Annotated in this window: 20 protein-coding genes, 1 tRNA gene and 2 pseudogenes; 8 read left to right on the forward strand and 15 right to left on the reverse strand. The window is 64.1% G+C overall.

The genetic code is table 11. The features are described from left to right. The first annotated feature begins 12 nt into the window (after positions 1 to 12). Positions 13 to 2,259: a 5-methyltetrahydropteroyltriglutamate--homocysteine S-methyltransferase gene (metE, locus tag ACUY2Y_RS00585; RefSeq protein WP_448324374.1), complete on the forward strand. Its 2,247-nt coding sequence runs from the start codon at positions 13 to 15 to the stop codon at positions 2,257 to 2,259. Positions 2,260 to 2,527: 268 nt separating this feature from the next. On the opposite strand, the gene ACUY2Y_RS00590 is transcribed toward metE, so the two are convergent. After that, positions 2,528 to 3,754, reverse strand: coding sequence for an acyl-CoA dehydrogenase family protein (locus ACUY2Y_RS00590; RefSeq protein WP_448324375.1), 1,227 nt, complete (start codon positions 3,752 to 3,754; stop codon positions 2,528 to 2,530). Between the two features lie 38 nt (positions 3,755 to 3,792). Further along, positions 3,793 to 4,968, reverse strand: a complete 1,176-nt coding sequence (locus ACUY2Y_RS00595; RefSeq protein ID WP_448324376.1) for a CaiB/BaiF CoA transferase family protein — start codon at positions 4,966 to 4,968, stop codon at positions 3,793 to 3,795. A gap of 183 nt (positions 4,969 to 5,151) precedes the next feature. On the opposite strand from ACUY2Y_RS00595, the gene ACUY2Y_RS00600 reads away from it, so the two are divergent. After that, positions 5,152 to 6,633, forward strand: a complete 1,482-nt coding sequence (locus ACUY2Y_RS00600) for a PucR family transcriptional regulator (protein ID WP_448324377.1) — start codon at positions 5,152 to 5,154, stop codon at positions 6,631 to 6,633. Between the two features lie 21 nt (positions 6,634 to 6,654). Here the strand turns inward: ACUY2Y_RS00600 and ACUY2Y_RS00605 are convergent, their stop codons facing one another. The 3 genes and pseudogenes from ACUY2Y_RS00605 to ACUY2Y_RS00615 form a co-directional block, all read right to left on the reverse strand. Beyond that, entirely contained in the window at positions 6,655 to 7,341 is a 687-nt protein-coding gene (locus ACUY2Y_RS00605) for a methionine ABC transporter permease (protein WP_448324378.1), read from the reverse strand. Between the two features lie 70 nt (positions 7,342 to 7,411). Then, positions 7,412 to 8,158 (reverse strand): annotated as a pseudogene (locus tag ACUY2Y_RS00610) (methionine ABC transporter ATP-binding protein); the annotation flags it as partial. A 14-nt stretch (positions 8,159 to 8,172) separates the two neighbouring features. Further along, positions 8,173 to 9,000 carry a MetQ/NlpA family ABC transporter substrate-binding protein gene (locus tag ACUY2Y_RS00615; RefSeq protein WP_448324379.1) on the reverse strand — a complete coding sequence of 276 codons (828 nt, stop codon included), beginning with the start codon at positions 8,998 to 9,000 and terminating at the stop codon, positions 8,173 to 8,175. Between the two features lie 135 nt (positions 9,001 to 9,135). Here ACUY2Y_RS00615 and ACUY2Y_RS00620 point away from each other — a divergent pair, with 135 nt between their 5' ends. After that, positions 9,136 to 9,663, forward strand: a complete 528-nt coding sequence (locus ACUY2Y_RS00620) for a peptidylprolyl isomerase (RefSeq protein ID WP_448324380.1) — start codon at positions 9,136 to 9,138, stop codon at positions 9,661 to 9,663. Beyond that, complete coding sequence (locus ACUY2Y_RS00625) at positions 9,664 to 10,311, forward strand: rhomboid family intramembrane serine protease (RefSeq protein ID WP_448324381.1); 648 nt, start codon at positions 9,664 to 9,666, stop codon at positions 10,309 to 10,311. Positions 10,312 to 10,317: 6 nt separating this feature from the next. Here the strand turns inward: ACUY2Y_RS00625 and ACUY2Y_RS00630 are convergent, their stop codons facing one another. The 10 genes from ACUY2Y_RS00630 to ACUY2Y_RS00675 form a co-directional block, all read right to left on the reverse strand. Then, complete coding sequence (locus tag ACUY2Y_RS00630) at positions 10,318 to 10,974, reverse strand: hypothetical protein (RefSeq protein WP_448324382.1); 657 nt, start codon at positions 10,972 to 10,974, stop codon at positions 10,318 to 10,320. Positions 10,975 to 11,057: 83 nt separating this feature from the next. Further along, the gene (locus ACUY2Y_RS00635) at positions 11,058 to 11,651 is read right to left on the reverse strand and encodes a DUF6891 domain-containing protein (RefSeq protein WP_448324383.1); all 594 of its coding nucleotides are present in this window, start codon (positions 11,649 to 11,651) and stop codon (positions 11,058 to 11,060) included. A 342-nt stretch (positions 11,652 to 11,993) separates the two neighbouring features. Further along, the gene (gene crgA / locus ACUY2Y_RS00640) at positions 11,994 to 12,272 is read right to left on the reverse strand and encodes a cell division protein CrgA (protein ID WP_210573589.1); all 279 of its coding nucleotides are present in this window, start codon (positions 12,270 to 12,272) and stop codon (positions 11,994 to 11,996) included. Positions 12,273 to 12,430: 158 nt separating this feature from the next. After that, positions 12,431 to 14,350 (reverse strand): Stk1 family PASTA domain-containing Ser/Thr kinase, encoded by a 1,920-nt coding sequence (gene pknB, locus ACUY2Y_RS00645; RefSeq protein WP_448324384.1) that lies wholly within the window; start codon positions 14,348 to 14,350, stop codon positions 12,431 to 12,433. A 21-nt stretch (positions 14,351 to 14,371) separates the two neighbouring features. Beyond that, the gene (locus tag ACUY2Y_RS00650) at positions 14,372 to 15,859 is read right to left on the reverse strand and encodes a protein kinase domain-containing protein (protein WP_448324385.1); all 1,488 of its coding nucleotides are present in this window, start codon (positions 15,857 to 15,859) and stop codon (positions 14,372 to 14,374) included. Further along, a complete protein-coding gene (locus ACUY2Y_RS00655; protein ID WP_448324386.1) occupies positions 15,859 to 17,322 on the reverse strand; it encodes a penicillin-binding transpeptidase domain-containing protein in 1,464 nt (487 codons plus the stop codon). Before ACUY2Y_RS00655 ends, ACUY2Y_RS00650 begins: the two co-directional genes overlap by 1 nt. Next, positions 17,323 to 18,654 carry an FtsW/RodA/SpoVE family cell cycle protein gene (locus ACUY2Y_RS00660; protein ID WP_210573584.1) on the reverse strand — a complete coding sequence of 444 codons (1,332 nt, stop codon included), beginning with the start codon at positions 18,652 to 18,654 and terminating at the stop codon, positions 17,323 to 17,325. It abuts the gene before it with no gap. Further along, positions 18,654 to 19,985, reverse strand: coding sequence for a protein phosphatase 2C domain-containing protein (locus ACUY2Y_RS00665; protein ID WP_448324387.1), 1,332 nt, complete (start codon positions 19,983 to 19,985; stop codon positions 18,654 to 18,656). The genes ACUY2Y_RS00660 and ACUY2Y_RS00665 overlap by 1 nt, the downstream gene beginning before the upstream one ends. Beyond that, complete coding sequence (locus tag ACUY2Y_RS00670) at positions 19,982 to 20,440, reverse strand: FHA domain-containing protein FhaB/FipA (RefSeq protein ID WP_210573582.1); 459 nt, start codon at positions 20,438 to 20,440, stop codon at positions 19,982 to 19,984. Before ACUY2Y_RS00670 ends, ACUY2Y_RS00665 begins: the two co-directional genes overlap by 4 nt. 16 nt (positions 20,441 to 20,456) lie before the next feature. Beyond that, positions 20,457 to 21,266, reverse strand: coding sequence for a DUF3662 and FHA domain-containing protein (locus tag ACUY2Y_RS00675; RefSeq protein ID WP_210573581.1), 810 nt, complete (start codon positions 21,264 to 21,266; stop codon positions 20,457 to 20,459). Positions 21,267 to 21,427: 161 nt separating this feature from the next. Between ACUY2Y_RS00675 and ACUY2Y_RS00680 the strand changes: the two genes are divergently transcribed. From ACUY2Y_RS00680 to ACUY2Y_RS00695, 4 genes and pseudogenes are all read left to right on the forward strand, one after another. Further along, a tRNA-Leu gene (locus ACUY2Y_RS00680) sits at positions 21,428 to 21,511 on the forward strand. An 84-nt stretch (positions 21,512 to 21,595) separates the two neighbouring features. Beyond that, the gene (locus ACUY2Y_RS00685; RefSeq protein WP_448324388.1) at positions 21,596 to 22,243 is read left to right on the forward strand and encodes an MIP/aquaporin family protein; all 648 of its coding nucleotides are present in this window, start codon (positions 21,596 to 21,598) and stop codon (positions 22,241 to 22,243) included. Between the two features lie 33 nt (positions 22,244 to 22,276). Then, a pseudogene (locus ACUY2Y_RS00690) lies at positions 22,277 to 23,521 on the forward strand (glutaminase); the annotation flags it as partial. Positions 23,522 to 23,937: 416 nt separating this feature from the next. Further along, positions 23,938 to 25,134, forward strand: coding sequence for an alpha-amylase family protein (locus ACUY2Y_RS00695; RefSeq protein ID WP_448324389.1), 1,197 nt, complete (start codon positions 23,938 to 23,940; stop codon positions 25,132 to 25,134). The last annotated feature ends 50 nt before the right edge of the window (positions 25,135 to 25,184 follow it).

Consider the following 25,184-nt stretch of genomic DNA (forward strand, 5'->3'; position numbering starts at 1 on the left):
CAAGGAGTAACAGTGAGCACTTTCCCTAAGGCCACGATCGAGGGCTACCCGCGCATCGGCGCGAACCGCGAGCTCAAGCGCGCGCTGGAGTCCTACTGGGCTGGGCGTATCGACGCCGAGACCTTCCGCACCACCACCCGTGCGCTTCGCATTGACACCTACAACCACCTGCGCGACCTCGGCCTGGACGAGGATTACGCGATTCCGGCAGATGTCGCCTTCTACGACCAGGTGCTCGAGACCGGCCTGACCGTCGGCCTGATCGCCGGCGGCACCGACCTCGACGAGGAATTCGCCCTCGCCCGCGGCAACGACACCCGCGTGCCGCTCGAGATGACCAAGTGGTTCGACACCAACTACCACTACCTCGTGCCCGAGGTTTCCGCTGGCCAGGACATCACTCCGGCGCCGGAGCGCATTGTCCGTCTCGTCGAAGAAGCACGCGAAGCAGGCCACAAGGTCCGCCCGGCACTCGTCGGCCCGGTCACCCTGCTCGCCCTGTCCAAGCCGGTCGAGTGGTCCCTGCTGGACAAGCTTGTCGAAGCCTACGCCGCCGTCTTCGCCGCCCTCAAGGACGCCGGTGTCGAGTGGGTCCAGGTCGCCGAGCCTGCCTTGGTCGCTGACCTGTCCACCCCGGATGCCGAACTGGCGAAGTACACCGAGCAGGCCTGGTCTGCGCTCCTCGGTGCCGAGAACCGCCCGAAGGTGTACGTGACCACCCCGTACGGTTCCGCCCGCGAGGGCCTGAACGCCCTGGCATCCGTCGCCCCGGAGGCCGTCCACGTCGACCTGTCCCCGTGGACCCTCGACGCCGACGCCGACTACCCGGCACGCGTCGCCTCCGCTTTCGACGGCAAGGACACCACCCTCGTCGCCGGCCTTATCGACGGCCGCAACGTCTGGGCCGCCAACCTGCGCGACAAGGTCGAGGTGTTGAACAAGCTCGGCACCGCCAGCGTCTCCACCTCCACCTCCCTGCAGCACGTTCCGCACACCCTCAACGCTGAGAAGAACCTCCCGGTCGACGTCGCGCCGTGGCTGTCCTTCGCCGACGAGAAGATCGAGGAGATCACCGCTCTCGTCGCCGGCGAGTCCGAGGCCCCGGAGGCATTCGGCCGCTCCGACCGCGCCGTGCGCACCCGTGCCGAGTCCACCCGCATCCACAACTCCGCTGTCACCGACCGCGTGGCCAAGCTTCCGGAAGGCGCCGTCCAGCGCCAGCCGGAATTCGCGGAGCGCCAGGAAGCGCAGAAGGCCCTCGGCCTGCCGCAGCTGCCGACCACGACGATCGGCTCCTTCCCGCAGACCACCGAAATCCGCAAGGCCCGCGCCGATCACCGCGCAGGCGAGCTCACCGACGAGCAGTACAACGAGGCACTCAAGACCGAGATCAAGCAGGTCATCGAGCTGCAGGAACGCCTCGGCCTCGACGTGCTCGTCCACGGCGAGCCGGAGCGCAACGACATGGTCCAGTACTTCGCAGAGCTTCTCGACGGCTTCGTCGTCACCGAGAACGGCTGGGTCCAGTCCTACGGCTCCCGCTGCACCCGTCCGCCGATCGTCGTCGGCGACGTCTCCCGCCCGGAGGCCATGACCACCGAGTGGTCCGCTTTCGCGCAGTCCCTGTCCGAGCACCCGGTCAAGGGCATGCTCACCGGCCCGGTCACCATCCTGGCCTGGTCCTTCAAGCGTGACGACGTGCCCCTGTCCGTCTCCGCCGACCAGATCGGCGTCGCCCTCGCCGACGAGGTCGCCGACCTGGAAAAGGCCGGAATCAAGGTCATCCAGATCGACGAGCCTGCCCTGCGCGAGCTGCTCCCGCTGCGTGCCGACGACCGCCCGTCCTACCTCGACTGGGCCGTCCGCGCCTTCAGGTTGGTTTCGTTGAAGGCTCTGCCTTCAACCCAGATCCACACCCACCTCTGCTACTCCGAGTTCGGCCAGATCATCGACGCCGTCGCCGGCCTGGACGCCGACGTCACCTCCATCGAGGCCGCACGCTCCAAGATGGAGCTGCTCGAGGATATCGACGAGACCTTCCACGCCGAGATCGGCCCGGGTGTCTACGACATCCACTCCCCGCGCATCCCGTCCAAGGAAGAAATGGTCGAGCTCATCAAGGCCGCCCTGGACAACGTCCCCGCCGACCGCCTCTGGGTCAACCCGGACTGCGGCCTGAAGACGCGCGGCTACTCCGAGGTCGAGCCAGCCCTGGCCAACATGGTCGCTGCCCGCGACGAGGTCGTCGAAGGCCTCTAAGGTCTCAGCCCCTAAGCCTCCGAGGCTTATAGCCACCTCGCGCCAGGTAAAGAACAACTAGCCCCGGTCAGCCACGTCGGCTGCCGGGGCTAGCTGTCTGTGTTTTCGCGCGGTCCGGTTCGCTCTGGATCTAGATTCACTTTGGTCGGGCGCCGGACGCAAAACCCCAGGTCAGTTTTGCTTGCTGTGACAATTATTTCATCTATCTCCAGCGTCATGTAGGTGGGCCAGCGAGAAGGGCCCGAGGCCACCACCCCGGGCCCGATCCCTACGCGAACGCGCCGATGCCCGTCATCTTCTGGCCGAGGATGAGGGTGTGCATCTCGTCTGTGCCTTCGTAGGTGCGCACGGACTCGAGGTTGGCGGCGTGGCGGATGGGGGAGTAGTCGTGGGTCACGCCGTTGCCGCCGAGAATGGTGCGGGCTTCGCGGGCGATCTCGATGGCGGTGCGGGTGTTCTGAAGCTTCGCCACGGAGATCTGGGAAATGTCCAGGGTGCCGGCGTCTTTCTGGCGGCCGACGTGAAGGGCGAGCAGGTAGCCCTGGTTGAGGCCGACAGCCATGTCGACGAGCTTTTTCTGGGTGAGCTGGAAGCCCGCGAGCGGTTTGCCGAACTGGGTGCGCTCCTTGGCGTAGGCGAGGGCGCATTCGATGGAGTCGCGGGCGGCGCCGAGAACACCCCAGCCGATGCCGTAACGAGCCTCGTTAAGACACATGAACGGGGCTTTCAGGCCGAAGCGGCCGGAGAGGATCTTGTCTTCACCGACAAGAGCGTCCTTCATGTAAATGTGCGCCTGGGTGGACACGCGCATGGACAGTTTCTTGTCGATCTGCTGAGGGTCGAAACCCGGGGTGTCCTTTTCCACGATGAAGCCGGCGATGGTCTCGTCGCGGCCCTCCGGAATGCCATCGAGGCCGGCGGCTTCGAGGTCGGCGGTGGACACCTTGGCCCAGATGATGGTCAGGTCGGCGTAGTGGGACAGGCCGATCCAGCGCTTCTCGCCGTTGAGGACCCAGCCTTCACCGGGCTTGTAGGTGGCGCGGGTGGTCATGGAGGCGGGGTCGGAACCGGCAGTGGGCTCGGTCAGGCCGAAGGCGCCGAGAAGCTCGCCGGCGGCCATCTTGGGCAGGTACTTCTCTTTCTGCTCCTCGGTCCCGTTGAGGTGGATTGAGGTCATGGCCAGCGAACCGAGGACGGAGAAGATGGTGCGCAGACCGGAGTCGGCTGCTTCGACCTCGAGCATGGCCAGGCCGTAGTCCACGGCGGAGCGGCCGGGGCAGCCGTAGCCGGACAGGTGTGCGCCGATCATGCCTTTTTCGGCGAAGCGGGGGATGAGTTCGAAGGGCACGTGGGCGTCTTCGTACCACTGGCCGACGTGGGGTTTGATCTCGTTTTCGACGAAGGAGCGGACGTCGTCACGCCATTCGATTTCGTCGCGGGAGAGCAGACTGTCGAAGTTGATGAGGTCGGTGGCGAGGGGAGATGCGGAGGTCATGAGGAGGTTCCTTTCGGAGGTTGAAGAGGTGGAAGAGGTTATTTGGCAGGGGTTTGGGCGATCCATTCGAGGACGTCGTCGCGGTCTTCGTCGAGGCCGGGGGCGGCCTTGGTGTAGGTGATGCCGCCGGAGCTCATGTCGAGAGGGTTGGAGACGAAGGGGACGCGGTCGGTGCCGTCCTTGGTGGTGATTTCGACGACGGGCTCGAGTTCGAGGTCGTCGGCGAAGTCGATGGCTTCGCGCACGGACAGGATCGGCGCGATGGGAAGGCCCTTGGCGCGGAACAGGTCGATCCATTCGTCGGCGGTTTTCGCCGCGAGCAGTTCGGTGAGGATCGGGCGCAGTTCTTCGCGGTTGACATTGCGTTGCTCATTGGTGGCAAAGCGGGGATCGTTGGCGAGGTCGGGGGAGCCGAGGCCGTCGACAAGCGTTGCGAACTGCTTGTTGTTGCCGACGCAGATGACGAGCTCGCGGTCCTTGGCGGAAAACGGGCCGTACGGGAAGATCGACGGGTGGTCGTTGCCCGTGCGGGTCATTTCGGCGTCGGAGGCGACGGCCGCGGATGTCATGTTGACCATGGATGACAGCGCCGCGGACAGCAGGTTGGTGCGGATGGTCTCCCCACCGCCGCCGAAGCGCTCGCGGCGCAGCAGCGAGGCGAGGATGCCGACGGTGGTGTGCAGCCCGGTGAGCACGTCGATGAATGCATAACCTGCTTTTTGCGGCGGGCCGTCGGGCGAACCCGTCATGGACATGAACCCGCTGGACGCTTGAATGAGCATGTCATAGCCCGGCAGCTGCGCCCCGGCGCGCGAGCCGAAGCCCGTGATTTTCGCGTGGATGAGCTCCGGCCACCGCTTGGTCACGGTCTCTGGGTCGAGCCCGAATTTATCCAGGCTGCCCACACGGAAATTGTCGATCAGCACGTCCGCCCGGTCGATGATCGCGTACGCCGTCTCCAGGTCGTCCGGGTCCTTCAAGTTGAGCTTGATCGAATTCTTGTTGCGGTTGATCGACAGGTAGTACGTGCCCACATCGCCGCGCTTCGGCGGCACCCATCCGCGGGTGTCGTCGCCGTTCGGCCCCTCGACCTTGATCACGGTCGCGCCGAGATCCGCGAGCAGCATCGTCGCGTACGGCCCAGCGAGCACGCGCGAAAAATCCGCGACGACAATGCCTTTCAAAGGGCCGGCTTGTGGTTGCTGTAGTGCCATTTTCTTAAGGTCTCCTTCTTAATTTCGCTGTGCGCTTATCGACGACTCCAGGTCCTGCATGATCACTCCTTCAGGCGCGAAAAGTATTTGTTGACAAAACAGTATGCAGCGAAGAAGGTGATCCGCGTCATGTACAGTGTGGCGAAATAGGGACGCACTGTTATACAGCACGGAGACTGCGCAATGTTCTCCTTCGCATTTCTCGCCGATAACCAGCACCTCGGCCTGACCGAGATCGTCGCGCCGCCGAAACCGTCTTTCACCGTCGTGCAGATCAACGAGCTGGAAACCCCGGGCTCTTTCATTCAGCCGAAATCATTCGTGCTCACCGTCGGCGCGGCATTCCGCGACAACCCTGATGGCCTGCGCGGACACATCGAGCATCTCGCACAGCAGGGGGCTGTGGCGGTCGGCTTTGGCATCAGTACCGTCTTCGGACGAATCCCCGATGCCGTCGTGGATGCCGCGCGGGAGAACAACGTGGGCCTGTTCGAGGTGTCGCGGCCCGTGCCGTTCGCCACGATCTTGAGTGCGGTCCACGAAGAGCAGCATCGCCGCTTCACCGCGGAACAGGAAAAGCGTGCCTACCTGCACCAGCAGCTACTCCAGGCCCAGGAGAAGCTCACGCAGACGGCCACCGCGGGCGATATCAAAGCCCTCACGCGCGACGCCGCCACCACCCTCGAGGCCCGCGTGACCATCAAAGACCCCAACGGCCTCCTGATCGCCGAGCAAGTCTCGCGGGCGTTCAACGCCATGAAGAAGACCTATTCGAGCTCCTACCGCATCAGCTCGTCCGCCAACGCCGGGCGGCCGTACACCGTTGACGTCACCTCCACGCGCACGCTTACCGACGAAGACCGCTCCCTCATCCGCCACTACGCCGGCCTCGCAGCCACCCTCCTCTCCAGGCCCGCTCACCTGCGGCGGATTCATAACCAGCTCAATTCCTTCGCGCTGCGCATCCACCTCGGCATCACGGAAAAGGAGGAGATCTATTCCGATGCCGTGGACACTCCCGTCGACCGGGAAGGCTTCACCCGGCCGATCGTCATCGCGGCGCAATCGCCCCGCGGAATGCAGGCGGTGGTGGAGGGGCTGGACAGGGAGGCGTCGAAAAGCGATCGGCTCCTACATGTCCTCGATGTCGATGAAACGACCTTCCTGATGGTGGTGCGCCCTGATGTGACCGTGCGCGATGTGCTCGGTGCCCTCGGTGGGCACCGCGACCGCGTGCGCATCGCCGCAGGTAGTCCGATGTTGCTTGCTCGGCTGACGCTGGACCACGTGAATCAGCTCGTCTCCCGAACGCGCACTCTGCGGCCCGGTGATGTGGCTCGCGCCAATGACTCGGGGCTGCCGTGGCTGCGCGATCCCACCGTCGCCCATGCGCTCGCGGCCAGACGCGAAGAGATCTTCGGCCGGCTGATCAGCTTTGATGCCGCTCACGGGACAGATTATGAGACCACCCTCGCCGTGTTTCTTCGTCATGGTGCACGGCTGGGTGAGGCCGCCGAGGCTTTGGGTGTGCACCGCCATACCGTGCGCACCCGGATGGCCAAGATCGAGAAACTGTGCGAGATCGACCTAAATAACCCCGCCCACTTCAGCGAGGCCTACCTGGCCATGATTGCGTTCGAAGACGGGGTGAGGTGCTGGATCTAGGTCCAGGACCCCTTAGTCTCGTTATGCCCGCGCGCGACGGGCGAGCGTGTTGCCCACGGACTGGATGGCCTGGACGATGATGATCAGGAGCACCACCGTCGTGAGCATCGCGATCGAGTCGAACTGCTGGTAGCCGTACGAGATAGCAAGGTCGCCGACGCCACCGCCGCCGATCGTGCCGGCCATCGCCGTGGCGGAAATCAGGCCGATCGTTGCCGTGGTGACGGCGAGAATGATGGACGATTTCGCCTCCGGCAGGAGGAAGTATCTGACAGTCTGGAAGAGGCTGGCGCCCATGGAATCAGCAGCCTCGGTGATGCCGGGATTGACCTCCAGCAGGGACTGCTCGATGAGGCGGGCGATGAACGGGGCAATGTACAAGGTCAGCGGGACGAGCGCCGCGGTGGTGCCGATGGCGGTTCCAGCGATCACGCGGGTGAACGGCGAAATAGCCACCAGCAGGATGATGAACGGCAGCGAACGGATGATGTTCACGACCACATTGAGAACGCCGTAGATGACCTTGTTGGGCTTCAGGCCGCCCGGCCGGGTGATCACGAAGGCAAGCGCCAGCGGGATGCCCAATAATGCGCCGAGGAACAGGGAAATGCCCACCATGTAGAGGGTCTCGCCGAAGGAGTCGAGGTACATCTCCGGAGTGACGCGGGAGCCGGTGGTGTCGCGCCACCACGTGTTGAGCTGGTTCATGCTGTTACACCTCGCTGTTCTTCACCAGTGCGCGGGAGAGAGCCTCGCGCGCGGTGGGATCGAGTTCGGGCGGGATTACGGTGTCCACGAATTTCTGGGTCAGTTCGTGCTGCGGGTCCGCGAAGACCTGTGCCACGGGGCCGGATTCCACAAGACGGCCCTCGGAGAGCACCGCCACATTGTCGGCCAGGCGGGCAATCACGTCGATCTGGTGGGTGATGATCAAAATCGTCACGCCGAGTTCTTCGTTGATATTGCGGAGCAGGTCGAGGATCTGGGAGGTGGTGATGGGGTCGAGGGCGGAGGTCGGTTCGTCGCAAAGCAGCATTGTGGGCTCCGTGACAAGAGCGCGGGCGATGCCCACGCGCTGACGCTGGCCGCCGGAGAGCTGCCGCGGCTTGTGCTGGGCGCGGTCGGTGAGTCCGACCAGCTCAAGCACCTCAGCGGTGCGGCGTTCGATCTCGCTCTTCGGCGTCTTGGTCAGCTTCAACGGCGTAGCCACATTTTCGGCGACCGTTTTCGTCTCCAGGAGGTTGACGCTTTGGAAGACCATGGCGACTTTCCGGCGGAGCTCACGCAGCTCGGACGTGCTTAAGGAAGCCGGCTGCTGTCCGTGCACGGTGACTGCGCCGGAGCTCGGGGTCTCCAGCCCGTTGACCATCCGGATCAGCGTGGATTTGCCGGCACCCGAGGTGCCCACGACACCGGTGACACTGCCTTCGGGGACAGTGAAACTGATGTCGTCGAGGGCGGCGAAGGAACTATCCCGCGTCGGGAACACCTTGCCGACATGGTCGAATACGACGGCGTCAGTCATGGAAGTCCGTTCACTTACTTCAGAGAGTCGGGCAGGAACCAGTAGTCGTTCTCGTTCTGGGAGTCGAAGTACTCCTTGAACTCGTCAGAACGATAAGCCTCAGCGACAGCCTTCGCCCACGGAGCGTCCTTCTTGTCCTCGGTAGTGACCGCGACGAGGATCAGCTCAGGGCGCAGTTCCTCCTGGAAGACCTGCAGGTTCGGGTCGAGCTTGGCGGAGTAGCTCATCGAGCCCGGGATGACTGCCCAGTCGAGGTCCGGGAGGGAGCGCGACAGGTTGGCGGAGTCCATCGGCTTGATCTCGAGGTTATGCGGGTTCTCGGCGATATCCGATTCCGCCAACAGCGCCTCGTCGGCGTCGTCGCGGAGGGTGATCCAGCCGGCGTCGACAAGCACGTGGAGTGCGCGCGACTTATTGGAGCCGTCGAGCGGAACGCCGACCGTCTGGCCGTCAGCGACATCGTCCAAGGACTTGTGCTTCTCCGAGTACAGGCCCGCCGGGACGGTCGGAACTTCGGTAATGGAGGCGAGGTTGGCGCCCTTTTCCTCGTTGAACACGTTCATCCACGCGGTGTGCTGCTCGACGTTGAGGTCGGCGGAGCCTTCCGCGAGAGCCGTGTCGGCCTGGGTGAGGTCGGTGAAGTTCTGAACGTCGACCGTGTAGCCCTCTTCCTCCAGGATGGGGGCGACACCGTCCTGGAAGAGCTCAGAGTACGGGCCCGGGGAGGTTGCGACGCGGATGGTCTTGTCGTCGCCCGCATCGGTGCTTTCGCCAGAGCCGCATGCGGTGAGGCCAAGAACGAGGGAGCCAGCTGCCACGGCGGCCGCGATCTTCTTGAACATTCTGGGGTCCTTTCACGTTTCTAAAAGTGCTGTAGCTGAATGTTAATACTAAACCGTACGGTATGCCTAAATAAGACAGAGCGGTCTAGCTTGGTGCTGGCACGGACGCCCGCGTTGACGCGTATCCTGGACCGCATGACTCAAAAGACACAGACCATCACCTTCCATACCAACCACGGCGACATCGCCGTCGACCTGTTCGGCAACCACGCGCCGAAGACCGTCGAGGTCATCACCGGCCTGGCTAAGGGCACCCAGGAGTACTCCACGAAGAACGCCTCCGGCTCCAACGAGGGCCCGTTCTACGACGGCGCGATCTTCCACCGCATCATCCCGGGCTTCATGATCCAGGGCGGCGACCCGACCGGCACCGGCACCGGCGGCCCGGGCTTCCAGTTCGCAGACGAGTTCCACCCGGAGCTCCAGTTCGACCGCCCGTACCTGCTCGCCATGGCTAACGCCGGCCCGGGCACGAACGGCTCCCAGTTCTTCATCACCGTCGCGCAGACCCCGCACCTGAACAACCGCCACACGATCTTCGGCGAGGTCACCGACGAGGCATCCAAGAAGGTCGTCGACGAGATCTCGAACGTGCCAACCGACCGCATGGACAATCGCCCGGTCGAGGACGTCGTGATCAACTCCGTCACCGTTTCCGATTAATTGAAGCGCGTCCTTTACGGCGCCCCCGCCACGGCGACCATCGCGTCGCTGTGCGTGGGGGCGTTCCTCGTTGCAGCGTTCCAAGCACATTCGCTTATCGACGTCATCTGGTCCTCCCACGCCGGCACCTCCACCGTCCTGTGGGGCCCTTTTGTCGCGGGTGAGCCTCTTGGTCTGCTCCGTGCCCTGACCTCCGGGTTCATGCACTTGGACATCACCCACCTGACGGTCAATGTGCTCATGCTCGTCGCGGTCGGTGCGGCAGTGGAACGAGCGGTGGGCACGGGGCCGTTCGTGCTCGCGTATCTCGCTGGTGTTTTGGGCGGGTCCGCTGCCGTGTTGATCTTCGGCTTCGACCAGCCCACCGCCGGTGCCTCCGGCGCGCTGTATGCCCTGATGGCGCTGCTCGTCGCCGTCGCCGCCCGCAGTCACGCCGACCTGCGTGCCCCGCTCGTTCTGGTCGGCGGCAACTTGATTTTCACTCTGATCACGCCGAATGTGAGTCTCTGGGGTCACCTCGGCGGACTCATCGCGGGCGCTTTGATGGCGGCACCGCTGACCTCGGAGGACATGCGCGTCCGGTGGGGTGGGGCAGCAGGTGCGGTCGCAGTGGCGGCCGCCGCAGTTGCCGTGCCGGTGATGTCCTAGCTCTGTCTACTCTTTCGACTTGTCGTAGCGAGCCGTGTCGACGATCTCCAGTGCCTCGTCCTGGGAGAGCCCTGAGTCGCGCAAGCTCATCATCTCCAGCGTCGATACATTGCCTGTCTCCCGGTTCGCAGCCGAGAGGAACAGCCCGTCCCACGGGTCGCCGTCGTCGTCGATGAACTCAAAATAGGCGATCTGGGCGTCGTCCGCGCCCTCCACCTCGACGTCTTCCACACCCCGCGGCTGAATCTCATTGTCTTGGGCGAAGAGATTTCCGTAGAGCGCAATCTGGTTGGTCGCGTCCGCCTCGGGAGCTTCTCCTGTATCTCTGGTCATGCGGATCTGCACGGCTGGATCCTCGCTCATCGCACCTACGACCCACCGATCTCTGATCACGTCGTCGTCCTTGTCGAGCTTCTCCCAGTCCTTCGGCACATCGATCGTCAGCGGACCGGAGCTGATCTCCATCGTCTCCCCACTCTCGCTGCTTGAGGAGCCAGATTCAGATTCGGTGGTGTCCTCCTCACCGAAGATGCCGCCGCAACCAGCGAGACTGAGCGGTGCTACCAGTGCGGCAGCGACGAGGACGGTCTTGAGGCGTGATGTCCGCGACGACGCGCGCCGATCGGTGTTCGTTGTGATCCAGGACATGGTGCGTCGGTTCATGTACCTCAGGCTACATCGGCGGTGCACCACACGATGGTGCCGAGACATGGTTGGGATACGGCTGAGATATAGCCGAAACCCATCTATTCGTCCTCGAGGGCAAGCTCGAAAACGAGGCCGCTGCAGAGCACGCGGGCGTTCGCGGTGCCGTTCCACTGAGGGAAGAAGCCGACTTCTTTCAGGGCGCTGACGAGCGCTTCGCCGATCGCCACGTCCTCATCCGAGCCCGGGTTGTCCATGGAGCTGAAGCCGAAGTGCAGCTCGCCGCTGTGAATGAGGCCGTCCACGTCCTGGGTGGTGCAGTAGGCGTAACCGCGGTGGCCGGCATCAGTGGCTTTGTCTGCTCCCTCTTCCGCGGCCTCGCCTTTGTCCCAGCCCTCGTCGAAGGAGAAGGAGAGGTCGCGTTGGGAGAGCGCGTCACGGAGAGCATCGATACGCTGGGCGTCTTCGGAGGGGCCGGTGATGAGACGGGCGTATTCAGCGCGGACTTCCTCGATCAGGGCGGGAAGGTCTGTGTCGCTGATGTCGCCATCCATGTCATCTTCGTATCCCGCGGTGATTTCATGGACACTCCAGCCGTGGCAGAGCATGAGGGAAATGTCGTTAGGAAGTTCTTGCGGTTCGTAGAGGTTGAAGGACGGCGGGAATGTACTGGTCAGCATTGCGTGTGAAGCCATGCCCCGAAGTGTATGTGCGAAAGTGTGGGATTAGCGCGGAAAAGTTATCCACAGGGTGTGGATGAACCTGTGTATAAGTCACTCCTGTCCCACTTTGCACAATCTGTGTATAAGTAGAATTCACGACTCTGAACTGGTGTTTTCACAAATCTTCGCTGGTTTTGTGCACAGGTCTGTGGAAAAGTTCCTGTAGGTTTCCGGCTGGGGATGGTTGGGGATAAGTCCGTGAACAACACGCTGCGATATCCACACGTTCCACAAAGTGCAGGGTAGGGGAGCATGAAAAAACCGGCGCCCGCGTCAATGCGGTGCGCGCCGGTGAGGTGGGGCGGGGTGGGTGGTTTAACGCCAACCCATGGTCATCAGCAGGCCGATGACCAAGCCGCCGAAGCCGATGGCATAATTCCACGGGCCGAGCTCGTTCATGAACGGGATCTGGTTGCCGGCGAGGTAGTTGACCACGAGCCACAGCAGGCCGATGATCATGAAGCCGAACATCAGGATCTTGTACCAAATCGGGGTGCCGCCGGTATTGATCTTCACCGGGGTGCGGTTGACACCGGTGGAAGTGGTGGTCGACGGGGTGCTGACTGTGTCCTTAGTGACCTTTGCCTTAGGCATGATGCACGTCCTTCATCGTGTGCTCCTCCGCGCGCAAAATGGGGACCCCAGTGGGGCGGCGCAGGGTGGAGAGGTGTATCTATGGTTTCTTCTGTGCGGTGACTTTACCAGCAGGCTCGCACTGGACCTAGATGGAACCTGCTGGGCGGCGGTTGGCGCTAGGGGTTGGGGAGAATGCTCTCGACGCCGTCGCGCAGCGCGTTCTTCCAGATATCGACGGTGATGTCCGCGTCCTTGCGGACCTCGGCGCCTTCGGCGGGTCGTTGGCCCGCGATGAGACCGTGGTCGTTGATATCCGGGGTGTCCACCGAGTGCTCCGTTTTCAGATTTCCGGTCCAACCCTCTTTGCGCAGGGTCGCTTCAGCTTGTTCCGGGGACTGGCGCACGAGCTTCGGCATCTTGAACAGCATTCCGTTGGAGGTGCGCAGCTCAATCGTGGTGCCGCGGTCCACCTCTTCGCCCTTACCGGCGACAGCGAGGACCTCGTCCTTCGGCTTCAGAGAATCCACTTCGACAGTCGTGGACTCTAGGCCCAGAGACGACAGGACAGACTCCGCCTGAGCAAGGTTCATGCCCTCCAGGGACGGCACCTTGACCTTTTCGCGGCCGTCGGAGACGGTCACGCTCACCTTCGACCCCTTCGACAACTGGGATCCGGCAGCCGGCTGCTGCGACATGATCACGCCCTCGGGAACGGTGTCGGAGTGCTCGCGCTTGATGTCGTCGTCAAGCTTGAGCCCTGCTTTTTCGAGCTCGGCCGCCGCGTCCTGCGGGCTCATGTCCGTGAGGTCCGGCACGTCCGTGATCTCGCGGCCCGACGAAACGGTCACCGTGATCGGCGTGCCCTTCTGCAATTGCGAACCCTCCGTCGGGTTCGTGCTGAGCACCTCGCCGCGCGGGACCTCCGGATGCGGCGATTCATTCACCGAGACCTGCAGCCCAAGCTTCTCCAGCTCCTGGACAGCCTCCTCGCGCTTCTTGCCCACGACCTTCGGCACGAAGACCATGTCCTTGGCCGCCTCCTCAGCGCGGTCGTTGCGCACCTTGTTGAACGCGAACGCGCCGCCGCCGAGCAACATGACTGCCGCCATCAAAATGGCGAGAATCTTCATGCCCGTGTTGCCCGTCTTCTGCGTCTCGCGCCGGTGCTGCTCATAACGGCTCTGCTCGGCGACAGGCTCCGGCTCGTCCTCCAGCTCCGCCTCCGCCAGATGATTGCGTCCGGCCTCCGTGACCGCGCCGCGCTCGAGGCGCTCCAAGTCATCCGCCATCTCCAGAGCCGACTGGTAGCGGTCCGCCGGGTGCTTCGCCATCGCCGTGAGAATCACCGCGTCGACATTGACGGCCTCAGACTCCGTCAAGTCCTCGATCCGCGCGCTCGGTGGCTCCGGATCCTCCTGGACATGCTGGTACGCCACCGCGAAAGGCGTTTCGCCCTCGAACGGCGGGGTGCCTGTGACCGCCTCGTACATCACGCAGCCCAGCGCGTAGAGGTCACTTCGGGCGTCGGCGTTCTTGCCGCGGGCCTGCTCCGGCGAGAGGTACTGCGCCGTGCCGATCACTGCGGACGTCTGCGTCATCGCCGCCGTCGAATCATCCAGTGCACGAGCGATACCGAAATCCATCACCTTCACCTCGCCGGTGCTGGTGACCATGATGTTCGCCGGCTTCACGTCGCGGTGAATGATTCCGGAATCGTGGCTGGCCTGCAACGCCAGCGTCACCGGGAACAGCATCGCCGCCGCTTCCTCCGGGCGCAACGGTCCGTCTTCGCGCACGATCGCGCGCAAATCACGGCCCTTGATGTGCTCCATCACGATGTACGGGATGGAAATGCCATCCACGACCGTCTCGCCCGTGTCGTAGACCGCGACGATATTCGGGTGGTTCAGGCGCGCAGAATTCTGAGCCTCCTTGCGGAAGCGCTGGCGGAAATTCTCGTCGCGGGCCATGTCGATCTTGAGCATTTTGATCGCTACTTCACGGCCCAAAAGGGTGTCCGTGGCCACGTAGACGTCGGACATGCCGCCGGTGCCGATGGAGTTACCGAGCTGGTAACGGTCGCCGATGAGAGTCATGTGTCGATTGTCCTTTGTGGTTTACGGATTAGGCAGTCCCGGGATCTCCAGGCTGGGAATTGGGTCGCCGTCAGCCGGCGGCTCCGGCTGCGTGGCGGGCGGTTCCGGCGGCTGCTGCGTCGGGCGGGACGGCTGGGAGGGCTGGCGGGACGGCCGGTCGTTCGGTTCCGTCGGTTCCTCGCTCGGCCGTTCGGTTTCCGGCGAATTGTACAGGGTCGACGGCGACGACTTGGTCGGGCGCTCGCGAGACGTCGTCGTTTCTTCCGCGGTGCGGGTCTCGGTCACCGTTTCTGTCGGGGCGGAAGACTCGGTTTCGGGCGCCGTGGTGCTGGTCACCGGGGTGGTGGGCTCTTCGCTGCCGCCGGTCAGATCATTGAAGAAACCGGAGGTATAAGCCCACACCGCCGCGCCGGCGAGAAGCAAGACTAGAAGGGCGACGAGGAGACCGGTGCCGAAGGCGCCGCCACCGCCGGACTTTTCTTTCTTGGGCGCGGGCGCTGTCTGCTGGGGGCGCCGCGCCGGGCGCGCCGCGATGGGAGATTCCTGCAGCGGGGTTTCCGGGTGCAGGGTGGTCGCCTCGGTGACGGCGGCGAGCTGCGCGGTGGATTCCTGCGGGGACGGCTCGACGGGCACGGCACGCTTGGTCGTGGTGGTGACTGGGCGCTTGCCGTCGCGGGCGTCGGCAATGGCGTGCTGGAATTCTGCGCCGTTGGTAAAGCGGGTGTTCGGATCCTTGCGCAGGGCGATGCCGATGAGCTCGCGCGTCGGGGCGGAGATCGTGGTGGACATCGGCGGCACTTCGCTGGAGACGTGCGCAAGCGCGACGGACACGGAGGAATCGCCGGTGAAGGGGCGCTGGCCGGTGAGCAGCTCGTAGCCGACGACAGCCAGGGAGTACACGTCGGAAGCGGAGGAGACCTCGAGTCCCTGTGCCTGCTCCGGGGAGACGTACTGCGCGGTGCCCACGACCATGCCGGTGCGGGTCAGCGGGACGGCGGCGGCAGCCTTGGCGATGCCGAAGTCGGTGATCTTCACCTTGCCGTTCTGGGTGATCATGAGGTTGCCGGGCTTGATGTCGCGGTGCACCAGACCCAGCTGGTGGATCACGGCGAGGCCGTGGGCGGCCTGCTCGAGAACGTCGAGGGCCATTGCTTCGTCGAGCTTGCCTTCGCGGGCGATGAGGTCTGCCAGGGATTCGCCGCGGATGTATTCCATGACGATGAAGCAGACGTTGAAGCCTTCGCGGGAGGGGACCTCGCGGTAGTCGTAGGTGGCTACGACATTGGAGGAGTGGATGCCCTTCGCGGCGTTGGCTTCGTTGCGGAAGCGGGTGAGGAACTCTTCGGTGCCGGCGAATTCGGGGCGGAGCACCTTGACGGCGACTTCGCGGTCGTTGGCGGTGTCGTCGGCGAGCCAGACGGTGGACATGCCACCGTGGCCGATGATCCACTGGAGTTCGTAGTCGGGGCCGATGAGCTCCTGGAGTTCAGCGCGGTTGTCGGTGTGCATTACTCAGCGCCTCCTGCGGTTTTCTCGTCCTGCTTGTCGTCTTTCGGGGCTGGGGCTGTGGTGAGGATGGTGCGGCCGATGGGGGCCGAGACCTGCCCGCCGGTGGCGCCTTCGCCGTGCCCGCCGCCATCTTTGACCACGACGGCCACGGCGACGTCCTTATCGGGGTCGAACGCGACGTACCAGGCGTGTGGGGGAAGGTTCTCGCCGTGCTCGGCGGTGCCGGTCTTGGAGGCCAAGCTGTTGCCGTTGTAGCCGTAGGTGTTGCGCTCCGACTTGAACATCAGCTCGGTGATGGTCTCGGCTTCTTCCTTGCTTAGCGCTTCCGCGGCCTGGCGGGGGCGGATCTCCCGGACGGTCTTCATCTCGGGGTTGACCACGCGGGAGACCACGTGTGGCTCCATGCGGCGGCCTTCGTTGGCGACGGTGGCAGCCATGACGGCGGCCTGCAGTGCGGTCATGGTGACATCACGCTGGCCGATGGAGGACATGCCCACGGCAGCGAGGTCCTCGAGGTCGCCGAGGGAGCCAGCGGCATTGGGCAGGCCGAGGTCGTAGTTTTCGCCGATGCCGAAGGCGGTGGAGGCCTCGCGGAGCGGACCGTCGCCGAGTTCGGTGGACATCTGCACGAAGGCGGTATTGCACGACAGCGCGAAGGCGTTGGCCAGCGTGGTCGTGGATCCGCCGCAGGGGCGGCCGCCGTAGTTGGTCAGCTGCACTTCGGTGCCGGGCAGGGTGATGGCGGCTTCGCCGGTGAGCCTCGAGTCAGGGGTGTAGCCGTTCTTCAGGCCGGCGGCGGTGGTGATGATTTTGAAGATCGAGCCGGGCGGCAGTTGGTCCTGGGTGGCGTGGTTGAGGAGGGGCTGGTCGGGGGCGTCGTTAAGCTGCTCCCATGTTTTTTCGGCGGTCTCCTCGTTGACGACGGAGTTCGGGTCGTACGACGGGTTGGAGGCCATCGCAAGGACTTCGCCTGTCGACGGACGCAGCGCCACCACCGCGCCCTTGTATCCGTTTTTCTCCAGCTGGTCGTAGGCCGCAGCCTGGGTCTTCGGGTCCAAGGTCAGCTCGACGGAATCACCGACGCGGCCGTCCTTGCTGGTGCGCAAGAAACGGTTGCCCTTCGCGCTGGATTCGCCGTTGAGATCGGCGTTGAAGCCGGATTCGATGCCAGCGGCGCCGTAGCGGTCCGACAGGTAGCCGACGACCGGCGCGAAGGAATACGGCATATTCGGGTAGCTCCGCGAGAAGAAACCGTCGCCGGCCGGCGTGGACTCGGCGAGGATCTGGCCGCCGGCGTTGATCTGGCCGCGCTCGACCTTCTTGGCTTCGATGAAATTGCGGGAGTTGAGCGGGTTGCGCGCGTATTCCTCCTCGTGGAAGCCCTGCACCCAGGTGAGATTCGCGAGCAGCAGGACAGTGAGGAGGATGGAGCCAAAAGCGCCCCAGCGTATCGACGTATTCATCTAGCGCACCCCCACAAGTTCAGGCTGGCCAGCGTTTTCGGTGTCCTCCACTGGCCGGTTGGCGTTGTTGGAGATGCGCAGTAGCAAGCCGAGCAGGATGTAGTTCGCCATGATGGCGGAACCGCCGGCGGACATGAACGGCGTGGTCAGACCCGTCATCGGCAGCATCGCGGAGACGCCGCCGGCAACCACGAAGATCTGCACAGCGAGTGTCAGCGACAGACCCGAGGCGACGAGTTTGCCGTAGGTGTCGCGCACAGCGAGCGCGGTGCGGAAGCCGCGGCTGATGATGATGGCGAAGATGATGAGCACCGCCGTCAACCCGACGAGACCGAGCTCCTCGCCGATGGCGGCGAGAATGTAGTCGGCGTGGGCGACGGGCACCATCTCCGGGTGGCCGAAGCCCAGGCCGGTGCCGGTCACGCCACCCCAGCTCAGACCGAACAGGGCCTGGGAGGGCTGGTAGCCGGTGGTGTCGTAGTTGGCCAGCGGGTCGAGGAAGTTCGCGACGCGGTCCTGGATCTTCGAGGAGACGTTGTACACGGCGAAGCCACCGACAGCGACGAGTCCGAGGCCGATGACGAGCCAGCTGACGCGTCCGGTGGCGAAGTAGACCATGCCAAGGACGGTGGCGAACAGCAGCAGCGCCGGGCCGAAGTCGTTGGACACTCCCATGATGACGATGGCGATGGCCCACACCATCAGAATCGGCGCGAGGTCGCGCAGGCGGGGGAACGTCAAGCCGAGGAAGCGGTAACCGGCAACGGTGAAGAGGGAACGCTTCTGCGCCAACAGCTGCGCGAAGAAGAGCAGCAGGAGGATCTTGGAGAATTCGCCGGGCTGGATGGAAAACGGCCCGAGCCAGATCCAGATGCGGGCCTCAGCGTCCGGCGGCTGCGGCCACACGAGCGGCAGGGCGAGTAGCACCAGTCCGAGGAGTCCGAGCAGGTAGGAGTAGCGGGTGAGCTGCCGGTGGTCGCGCACGATAAGCAGCGTGGCCACGAGGAATAAGATGCCCACCAGCGACCACATCATCTGGCGCGGGGCCAGCCCGAAATCCGTCGCGAGATCGAGGCGGTAGATAATCACCAACCCGAGCGCATTCAGGGTCGCGGCCAGCGGCAACAGGACTTGGTCGGCGTGCGGCGCGGCGTAGCACATGGCCACGTGCGCGATCGCATAAACGCCGATGAAGCCGCCGACGAGCCACAGCATGTCGACGGTCAAAGCGTTGCCCTGCGACAGTTCCAGCCCGACGAGCATGAGCAGCAAGAGGGCGGCAGAGAGCACCAAGAGGAAGAGTTCGCGGCCGCGGGAGAATAGCTGGCGCATTACTTCACCTCCCGGCAGGTGCCGTCATCGGGGGCGTCGACGCAGGTGGGCAGGGCTTCGTCGGCAAGCGAATTGAGCTGGTCCGTGATGTCCGCGTACGACCCGCTGCCGAGATTGTCCACGCGGCTTCGCGTGGATTCAGGCAGGTCGGTCAGCGCGAATGCTTTGCAGTCGTCCGGCACGTCGTTGGTGTCGACGAGACGGATCTGATTATCGTTGTTGATGCACACCTGCTGGACGGGTTCGTGCATGTCACGGCCGAAAACAGCGGTATTCATGCCTTGCTCGATGACAAATTCATCGCGGTCGTTGACAGCCACGAAATACGTGTCGCTGCGCGCGGAATCGAACCACCACAGGCCGCCGAGCCCAACGAGCGCGACCGCGAGAACGCCGATCACCCACGGCCACACAGAGCGGCCTCGGTGATCCTCCTCATCGTCGGACGCGGGTTCCTCTTTTTTGCTTATCGACGACTCCCCCTTGTCCCTTTTCGCCCCCACCAGCTTCGCGGCGCGACCCGCAGCGGTGTCCGGGTGCGTCGATTCTTCGCCAGTGATCAGGGCACCCGCCATGACGGGGGCGGTGGGCAACTCCGGGCCGTCTGCGTCGTCCGTGTCGACGACATCGGCCACGACCAATGTGACATTGTCCGGGCCGCCGGAACGCAGCGCCAGTTCGATGAGTCGTGTGACTGCTTCTTCCGGGGTGCCTTCGGCCAGCATGGACTCCATCGTGGAGTGGGTGACGGGGTCGGACAGTCCGTCGGAGCAGAGCATGAAACGGTCGCCCGCCTTGACCGGCAGCAATTCCAGATGCGGCTCGACCGGGCGGCCCGTGTACGCCTTGAGAATGAGGGATTTCTGCGGGTGGGAGGACACGTCCTCCGGCTTCAGCTTTCCTTCGTTGACCAGGGACTGGACAAAGGTGTCGTCTTCGGTGATCTGGCTGAGTTCGCCGTCGCGCAGGCGGTAGCCGCGGGAGTCGCCGACGTGAATGAGCCCCATGTTCTCGCCGTCGAACATCAGCGCGGTGAGCGTGGTGCCCATGCCGTTTTGCTCCGGGTTCTCCTCGATGGAGGCGGAGATCGCGGCGTTTGCGTCGTCGGCAGCCGCGCCGAGCAGCGCCAATGTGTCGGCGTCTTCCGGATCGCGGTCGAGGTGCTGCATGTGCTCGACCATGAGTTGCGAGGCGACTTCACCAGCGGCGTGGCCGCCCATGCCGTCAGCGAGCAACAGCAGGTGAGGACCGGCATAGGCCGAGTCCTCGTTATTGTCGCGTACCAGCCCACGGTCGGAGGCGGTGTGGAAGTTGAGCTTTAGGTTCGTCATGGCATCAACCTCACAATCGTGCGCCCCATTTTGATGTCGGTACCCACCTGGACGCGCTCAGGTTGGTCGATGCGGATCCCGCCGACAAACGTGCCGTTACGAGAATCCAAGTCTTCCACGAACCAGTCCGATCCACGACGGAACAAGCGGGCGTGGCGCGAAGAAGCGAAATCGTCTCCCAGGACGAAGTCGTTGTCGTCGGCGCGGCCCAGCGACAGGTCTTCCACCGTGGAGATATTCATGTGGGAGCCACGCAGCGGGCCTTCCACCACGACGACCTCCTGAGCTTTTTCGCGGCGCGTCGACGCCGGCGCCGGCGCCACACTCGCAGTCCGGCGCTGCGCCACCTCAGCTGATCTGATGTCGCGGCGCTGCACAGCCAGAACCACGAAGATGAACAGCCACAGAAGAATAAGGAGGCCGAAGCGGGCCCCGAGCATCAATGCAGAATCCATGGGTCAGATAGCCACCTTACTGCGCACCCGCGCCGTCGGGGCCAGGGTAAGGGCGAGTGCCTGCGATGCGCACCTCGATATTCGAGTGGCCCACCGTGATCACGTCCCCGTCCGCGAGTTCCCAGTTGTCCACCGGCTGGTCATTGACCGTCGTGCCGTTCGTGGATTGCAGGTCCACCAGAAACGCTGCCGTGCCGTCCCAGATGATCTCCGCGTGCTGGCGGGACACTCCCGTGTCCGGCAGGCGGAAATCACAGTCATTGGAGCGGCCCAGAATATTGGACCCTTCGTGCACCGGGTACGTGCGCGACGACCCGTCCAACAGGAGCAGACTCACAGCGGGGCCGTTAGGTGCGGCCATCGCGGGGGGCTGGTTCATGGCGTGTGCCTCCTGGGCGTGTGGGGAACGGTCGGACAAAATCGCGTCGAACCCGCTCTCGACATCCGGCTCCTCGTCCACGTACGACGACACGCGCAGCTGTCCGGTCCGCAGACCGGATTCCTCCGCCACGCGTACGACAACGGGGCCGTACAAGCCGATGTTCTGATTGCGGATGAAACGGGTGAGCTGCCCCGCGAGATTGGTGGGCAGGTCCGGGTCCTGCGACAAGTTTTCCAAGTCCTTGCTGGACACGCCGATCGCGAACACATTCGGCGTGATCGTCTCGTCGTACTCGTTGTTGAATAGCCCGTCGTGCATCTCCTGCTTCAGCAGCTCCTCCAGCTCCGCCGGAACAACGCGTCCACCGAAGACAGCGGCGAAGCCGTTATCCAGTCCGCGCTGCAGCGAACTATCGACTTTGGCCAACCGGTCCATCAGTCCCATCTGCCCACACCTCCTCTCATGCGTGCACTCCCAGCAGTAATGTTTCGACAGATAGTATAGGGTTCCTGGTTCCCACAACATAGCTGTAAAGCCGAAAACCGCCGTCTGCCAGTGAATTTGGAGGATTTGGGAGGGTGCGTGCTATGTTTACTTAGTCGCCCGCCCGGGTGGCGGAATTGGCAGACGCGCTGGCTTCAGGTGCCAGTGTTCGCAAGAACGTGGGGGTTCAAGTCCCCCCCCGGGCACGAACGCAAGGCCCGTCGATAAGCAAAAGCTTTAATCGGCGGGTCTTGCGCTATACCTATATCAACCTGCTGAAAGAAAACTCAATGAACGATATCGCGCGCAAGGCAGGCGCTGAATTCCTGGCCACCCTCCTGTTTGTCTTTTCCATCATTGCCGCTGTCTCCCAGGCCGGCGACTTCGCCCCGATCGCCATCGGCTTCGCCCTGATGGTCCTCGTCTACGCCACCGGCCACATCTCCGGCGGCCACGTCAACCCCGCTGTGTCCCTCGGCGCCTGGATCCGCGGCGCAATGACCGCCACCGAAATGCTCATCTACTGGGTCGCCCAGGCCCTCGGCGCAGTCGTCGGCGCTCTGATCTGCCGCACCGCTCTGCCCATGCCCGAGGAAGCAGCCCAGATTCAGACCGGCGAAGCCTTCATCGTCGAGGCGATCTTCACCTTCCTCCTCGTCTTCGTCGTCCTCAACGTCGCCACCGCAAAGGCGAACGACGGCAACTCCTACTTCGGTCTCGCCATCGGCGCAACCGTCATGACCGGTGCTTTCGCCGTCGGCCCGATCTCCGGCGGCGGCTTCAACCCGGCTGTCGCTCTCGGCCTGTCCGTTAACGGCAACTTCGACGTGTCTAACCTGTGGGTCTACGTCCTCGCCCCGTTCGTCGGCGCCGCACTCGCCGCACTGTCCTTCCGTGTCCTCAGCCCCGCTGACCACGAGCACGACCTGAAGGCATAACTTCGCGGCGTGTGCGCCATTACACTGGCGCGCATGCCGACAACCCCCATCCCCGGATACCTGGGCGCCATCCTCGACGAAGTCCGCGACATCACCGACGGCGAGAACGCCGACTACATCGAGACGCTGCGCACCGCCGACCCCGACAAGCTCGCGCTCGCGCTGTGCACGCGCAGCGGCAATCTCTATTCCGTTGGGGACGACGAGTACGAATTCTCCATCCAGTCCATCTCCAAGCCGTTCGTGTACGCGATCGCGCTTGACCAAGGAGGGGTGGACAACGTTCACAGCGTCGTGGGCATGGAGCCGTCCGGCGAGGCCTTCAACGAGCTTTCGCTTGACGACGACACCAAGCGCCCCACCAACCCCATGATCAACGCCGGGGCCATCGCCGTGAACCAACTCGTCGCCGGCACCGACGCCTTAGTAGAAGAGCGCTCCGCCATGGTCTTGGATGTCTTTTCCAAGCTGGCGGGGCGCCCTTTGCGTTTCGATGAAGAGATCATCACCGCCGAACTCGACACCGCCGACCGCAATATGGCGCTCGCGCACATGCTCCGCGTCTACGGCATCATCGAAGACGACGTTGACGACGCAGTGACCAGCTACATCCGGCAGTGCTCCATCATGGTCACCGTGAAAGACCTGGCTGTCATGGCTGCGACCCTCGCCAACGGCGGTGTCCAGCCCGTCACCGGCGAGAAAGTCCTCAGCTCCGAAGCTTGCCGCCTCACTCAGTCCGTCATGGCGTCTGCCGGCATGTACGACGGCTCCGGCAAGTGGATGTCCACCGTCGGCATCCCCGCGAAATCTGGCGTGGCCGGCGGCCTCATCGGAACTCTGCCCGGCCAGCTCGGTGCTGCGTCCCTGTCCCCGCGCCTGAATGAGAAGGGCAATTCCGTCCGCGGCGTGGAGATCTTCCGCCGCCTTTCCAAGTCCCTCGGCCTGCACATGATGGGTTCGCACTACTACTCCGCGCCGGGCATCCGGTCGGTGCGCCGCGAAGGCGACACCCACGTCGCGGAACTCCAGGGCATGATCAACTTCACCGCCGCCGAGCAGATCCTCCACGAGCTGGTGGAGCGCGACCTTGTCGGTGATGAGCTCGTCCTCGATTTCTCCCACGTGACGTCGTTCAACTTGGCCGGCCGCCGCATCATCAAGGAAGGTCTGCGCCAATTCCGCGAGGACGGCTTCGACGTCGCTGTCTACGACCCCGACAACGCCATGCCGGACTACGAGTTTTCCGACGGCACCACTGTCGAATCCATCCATGATTTCACCGACTCTTTCACGGTTTCCGCTTCCCGCACGGACGCCTTCAGCGTCGTGTCCCAGCCCAAGGACTGGTGGGAGGACGATGATGCCGGCGAGTTCACCGTCGACCAAGACGACGAAGCCCAGCGCGTTGTTCTCCACAGCGAGCCCACCGGTGAGGATTTCATCTTCGACTTCGACGAAGACGAAAACGGCAGCACCCGCGTCCACCTCACTCACCGCGGCCTGCGCCCCAATTTCGAGGAAGCAGCCGAACGGTGGCACGAACGTATTCGCCAGCGCCTCGAACCGCTGATCAACCGGGGAGACTAGCTGTAAGCGCGACCGGCAGCCGCCGCCGTGCGCCCTGTTCAACCTTGGCGAGAACACTAACATCGGGTTGGAACACGTCGACGCCGCTATAGGCAGGAGGAATCATGCTGGACAGCACGATCTGGTGGCATATCTACCCACTCGGCGCCACGGGTGCCCCGATCCGGGACCGCGACAGCGACAACGCCAACCGCGCCGAAGATGCCGCACCGCGCCTCCGCCAGCTCGGACCTTGGCTCGATTACCTCATCGAACTCGGCTGCGACGGTCTGCTGCTCGGCCCCATTTTCGAGTCCGTCGCGCACGGCTACGACACGCTCGACCACTACCGCATCGACGCGCGCCTGGGCTCCAACGAGGACTTCGACTGGCTCATGGACGCCTGCAGGCAGCGCGGCATCAAGGTGATGCTCGACGGCGTGTTCAATCATGTGGCGGTGACCCACGCGGCCGTCGATATGGGCCTTGCTGGAAGCACGAACTGGGAGGGGCACGACGAGCTGGCCACGCTCCATCACGACGACGAACGCGTGCGCGACATGGTCGTCGACATCATGAAATTCTGGCTCGCGCGCGGCATCGCCGGCTGGCGCCTCGACGTCGCGTACTCCGTCCCGCCCGAATTCTGGTCCGACGTGCTCGCCCGCGTCCGCGCGGACTACCCCGACGCGCTCTTCCTCGGCGAAGTCATTCACGGCGACTACGTCCAGATCGCCGGCGACGGCACACTCGACGCCGTCACCCAGTACGAACTGTGGAAAGCCATCTGGAGCTCGCTTCACGACGCCAACTTCTGGGAGCTCGACCACGCCCTTGACCGCCACCGCGACGTCTCCCGTGAGCTGCTCACCAACACCTTCATCGGCAACCACGACGTCGACCGCATCGCCAGCAAAATCGGGCAGGACAAAGAAATCCTCGCCTTAGGGATCCTCATGACCCTGCCTGGCATGCCCAGCATCTACTACGGCGACGAGCAAGGCTTCGAGGGCACGCGCGGCGAAGGCTTCAGCGCCGACGACGCCGTCCGCCCAGCCCTGCCCGCGACCCCTGCCGAGCTTGCCGACCTCGGCGCCTGGATCTTCCGCGAACACCAGGCACTCATCGGTCTGCGCCGCCGCAACCCGTGGCTCACCCGCGCTGACATCGAGGTCCTCGACAAAACCAACGAGACCATCAGCTACCGCGTCTTCACCGACAACGAGCAATTGCTTATCGACGCCTGGCTCGCCCCCGCCCCCGGCATCCGCATCCGCTCCGCGGATCCCGCCGCCGAGACCGTCTACGAGTGGACCCTCTAAGCCCGCTGTTCAACCCGATCGACTAGGCCGCGCCTGCCCCGCTCTCCCGG

It is taken from the genome of Corynebacterium sp. 20-84, from assembly GCF_053479455.1.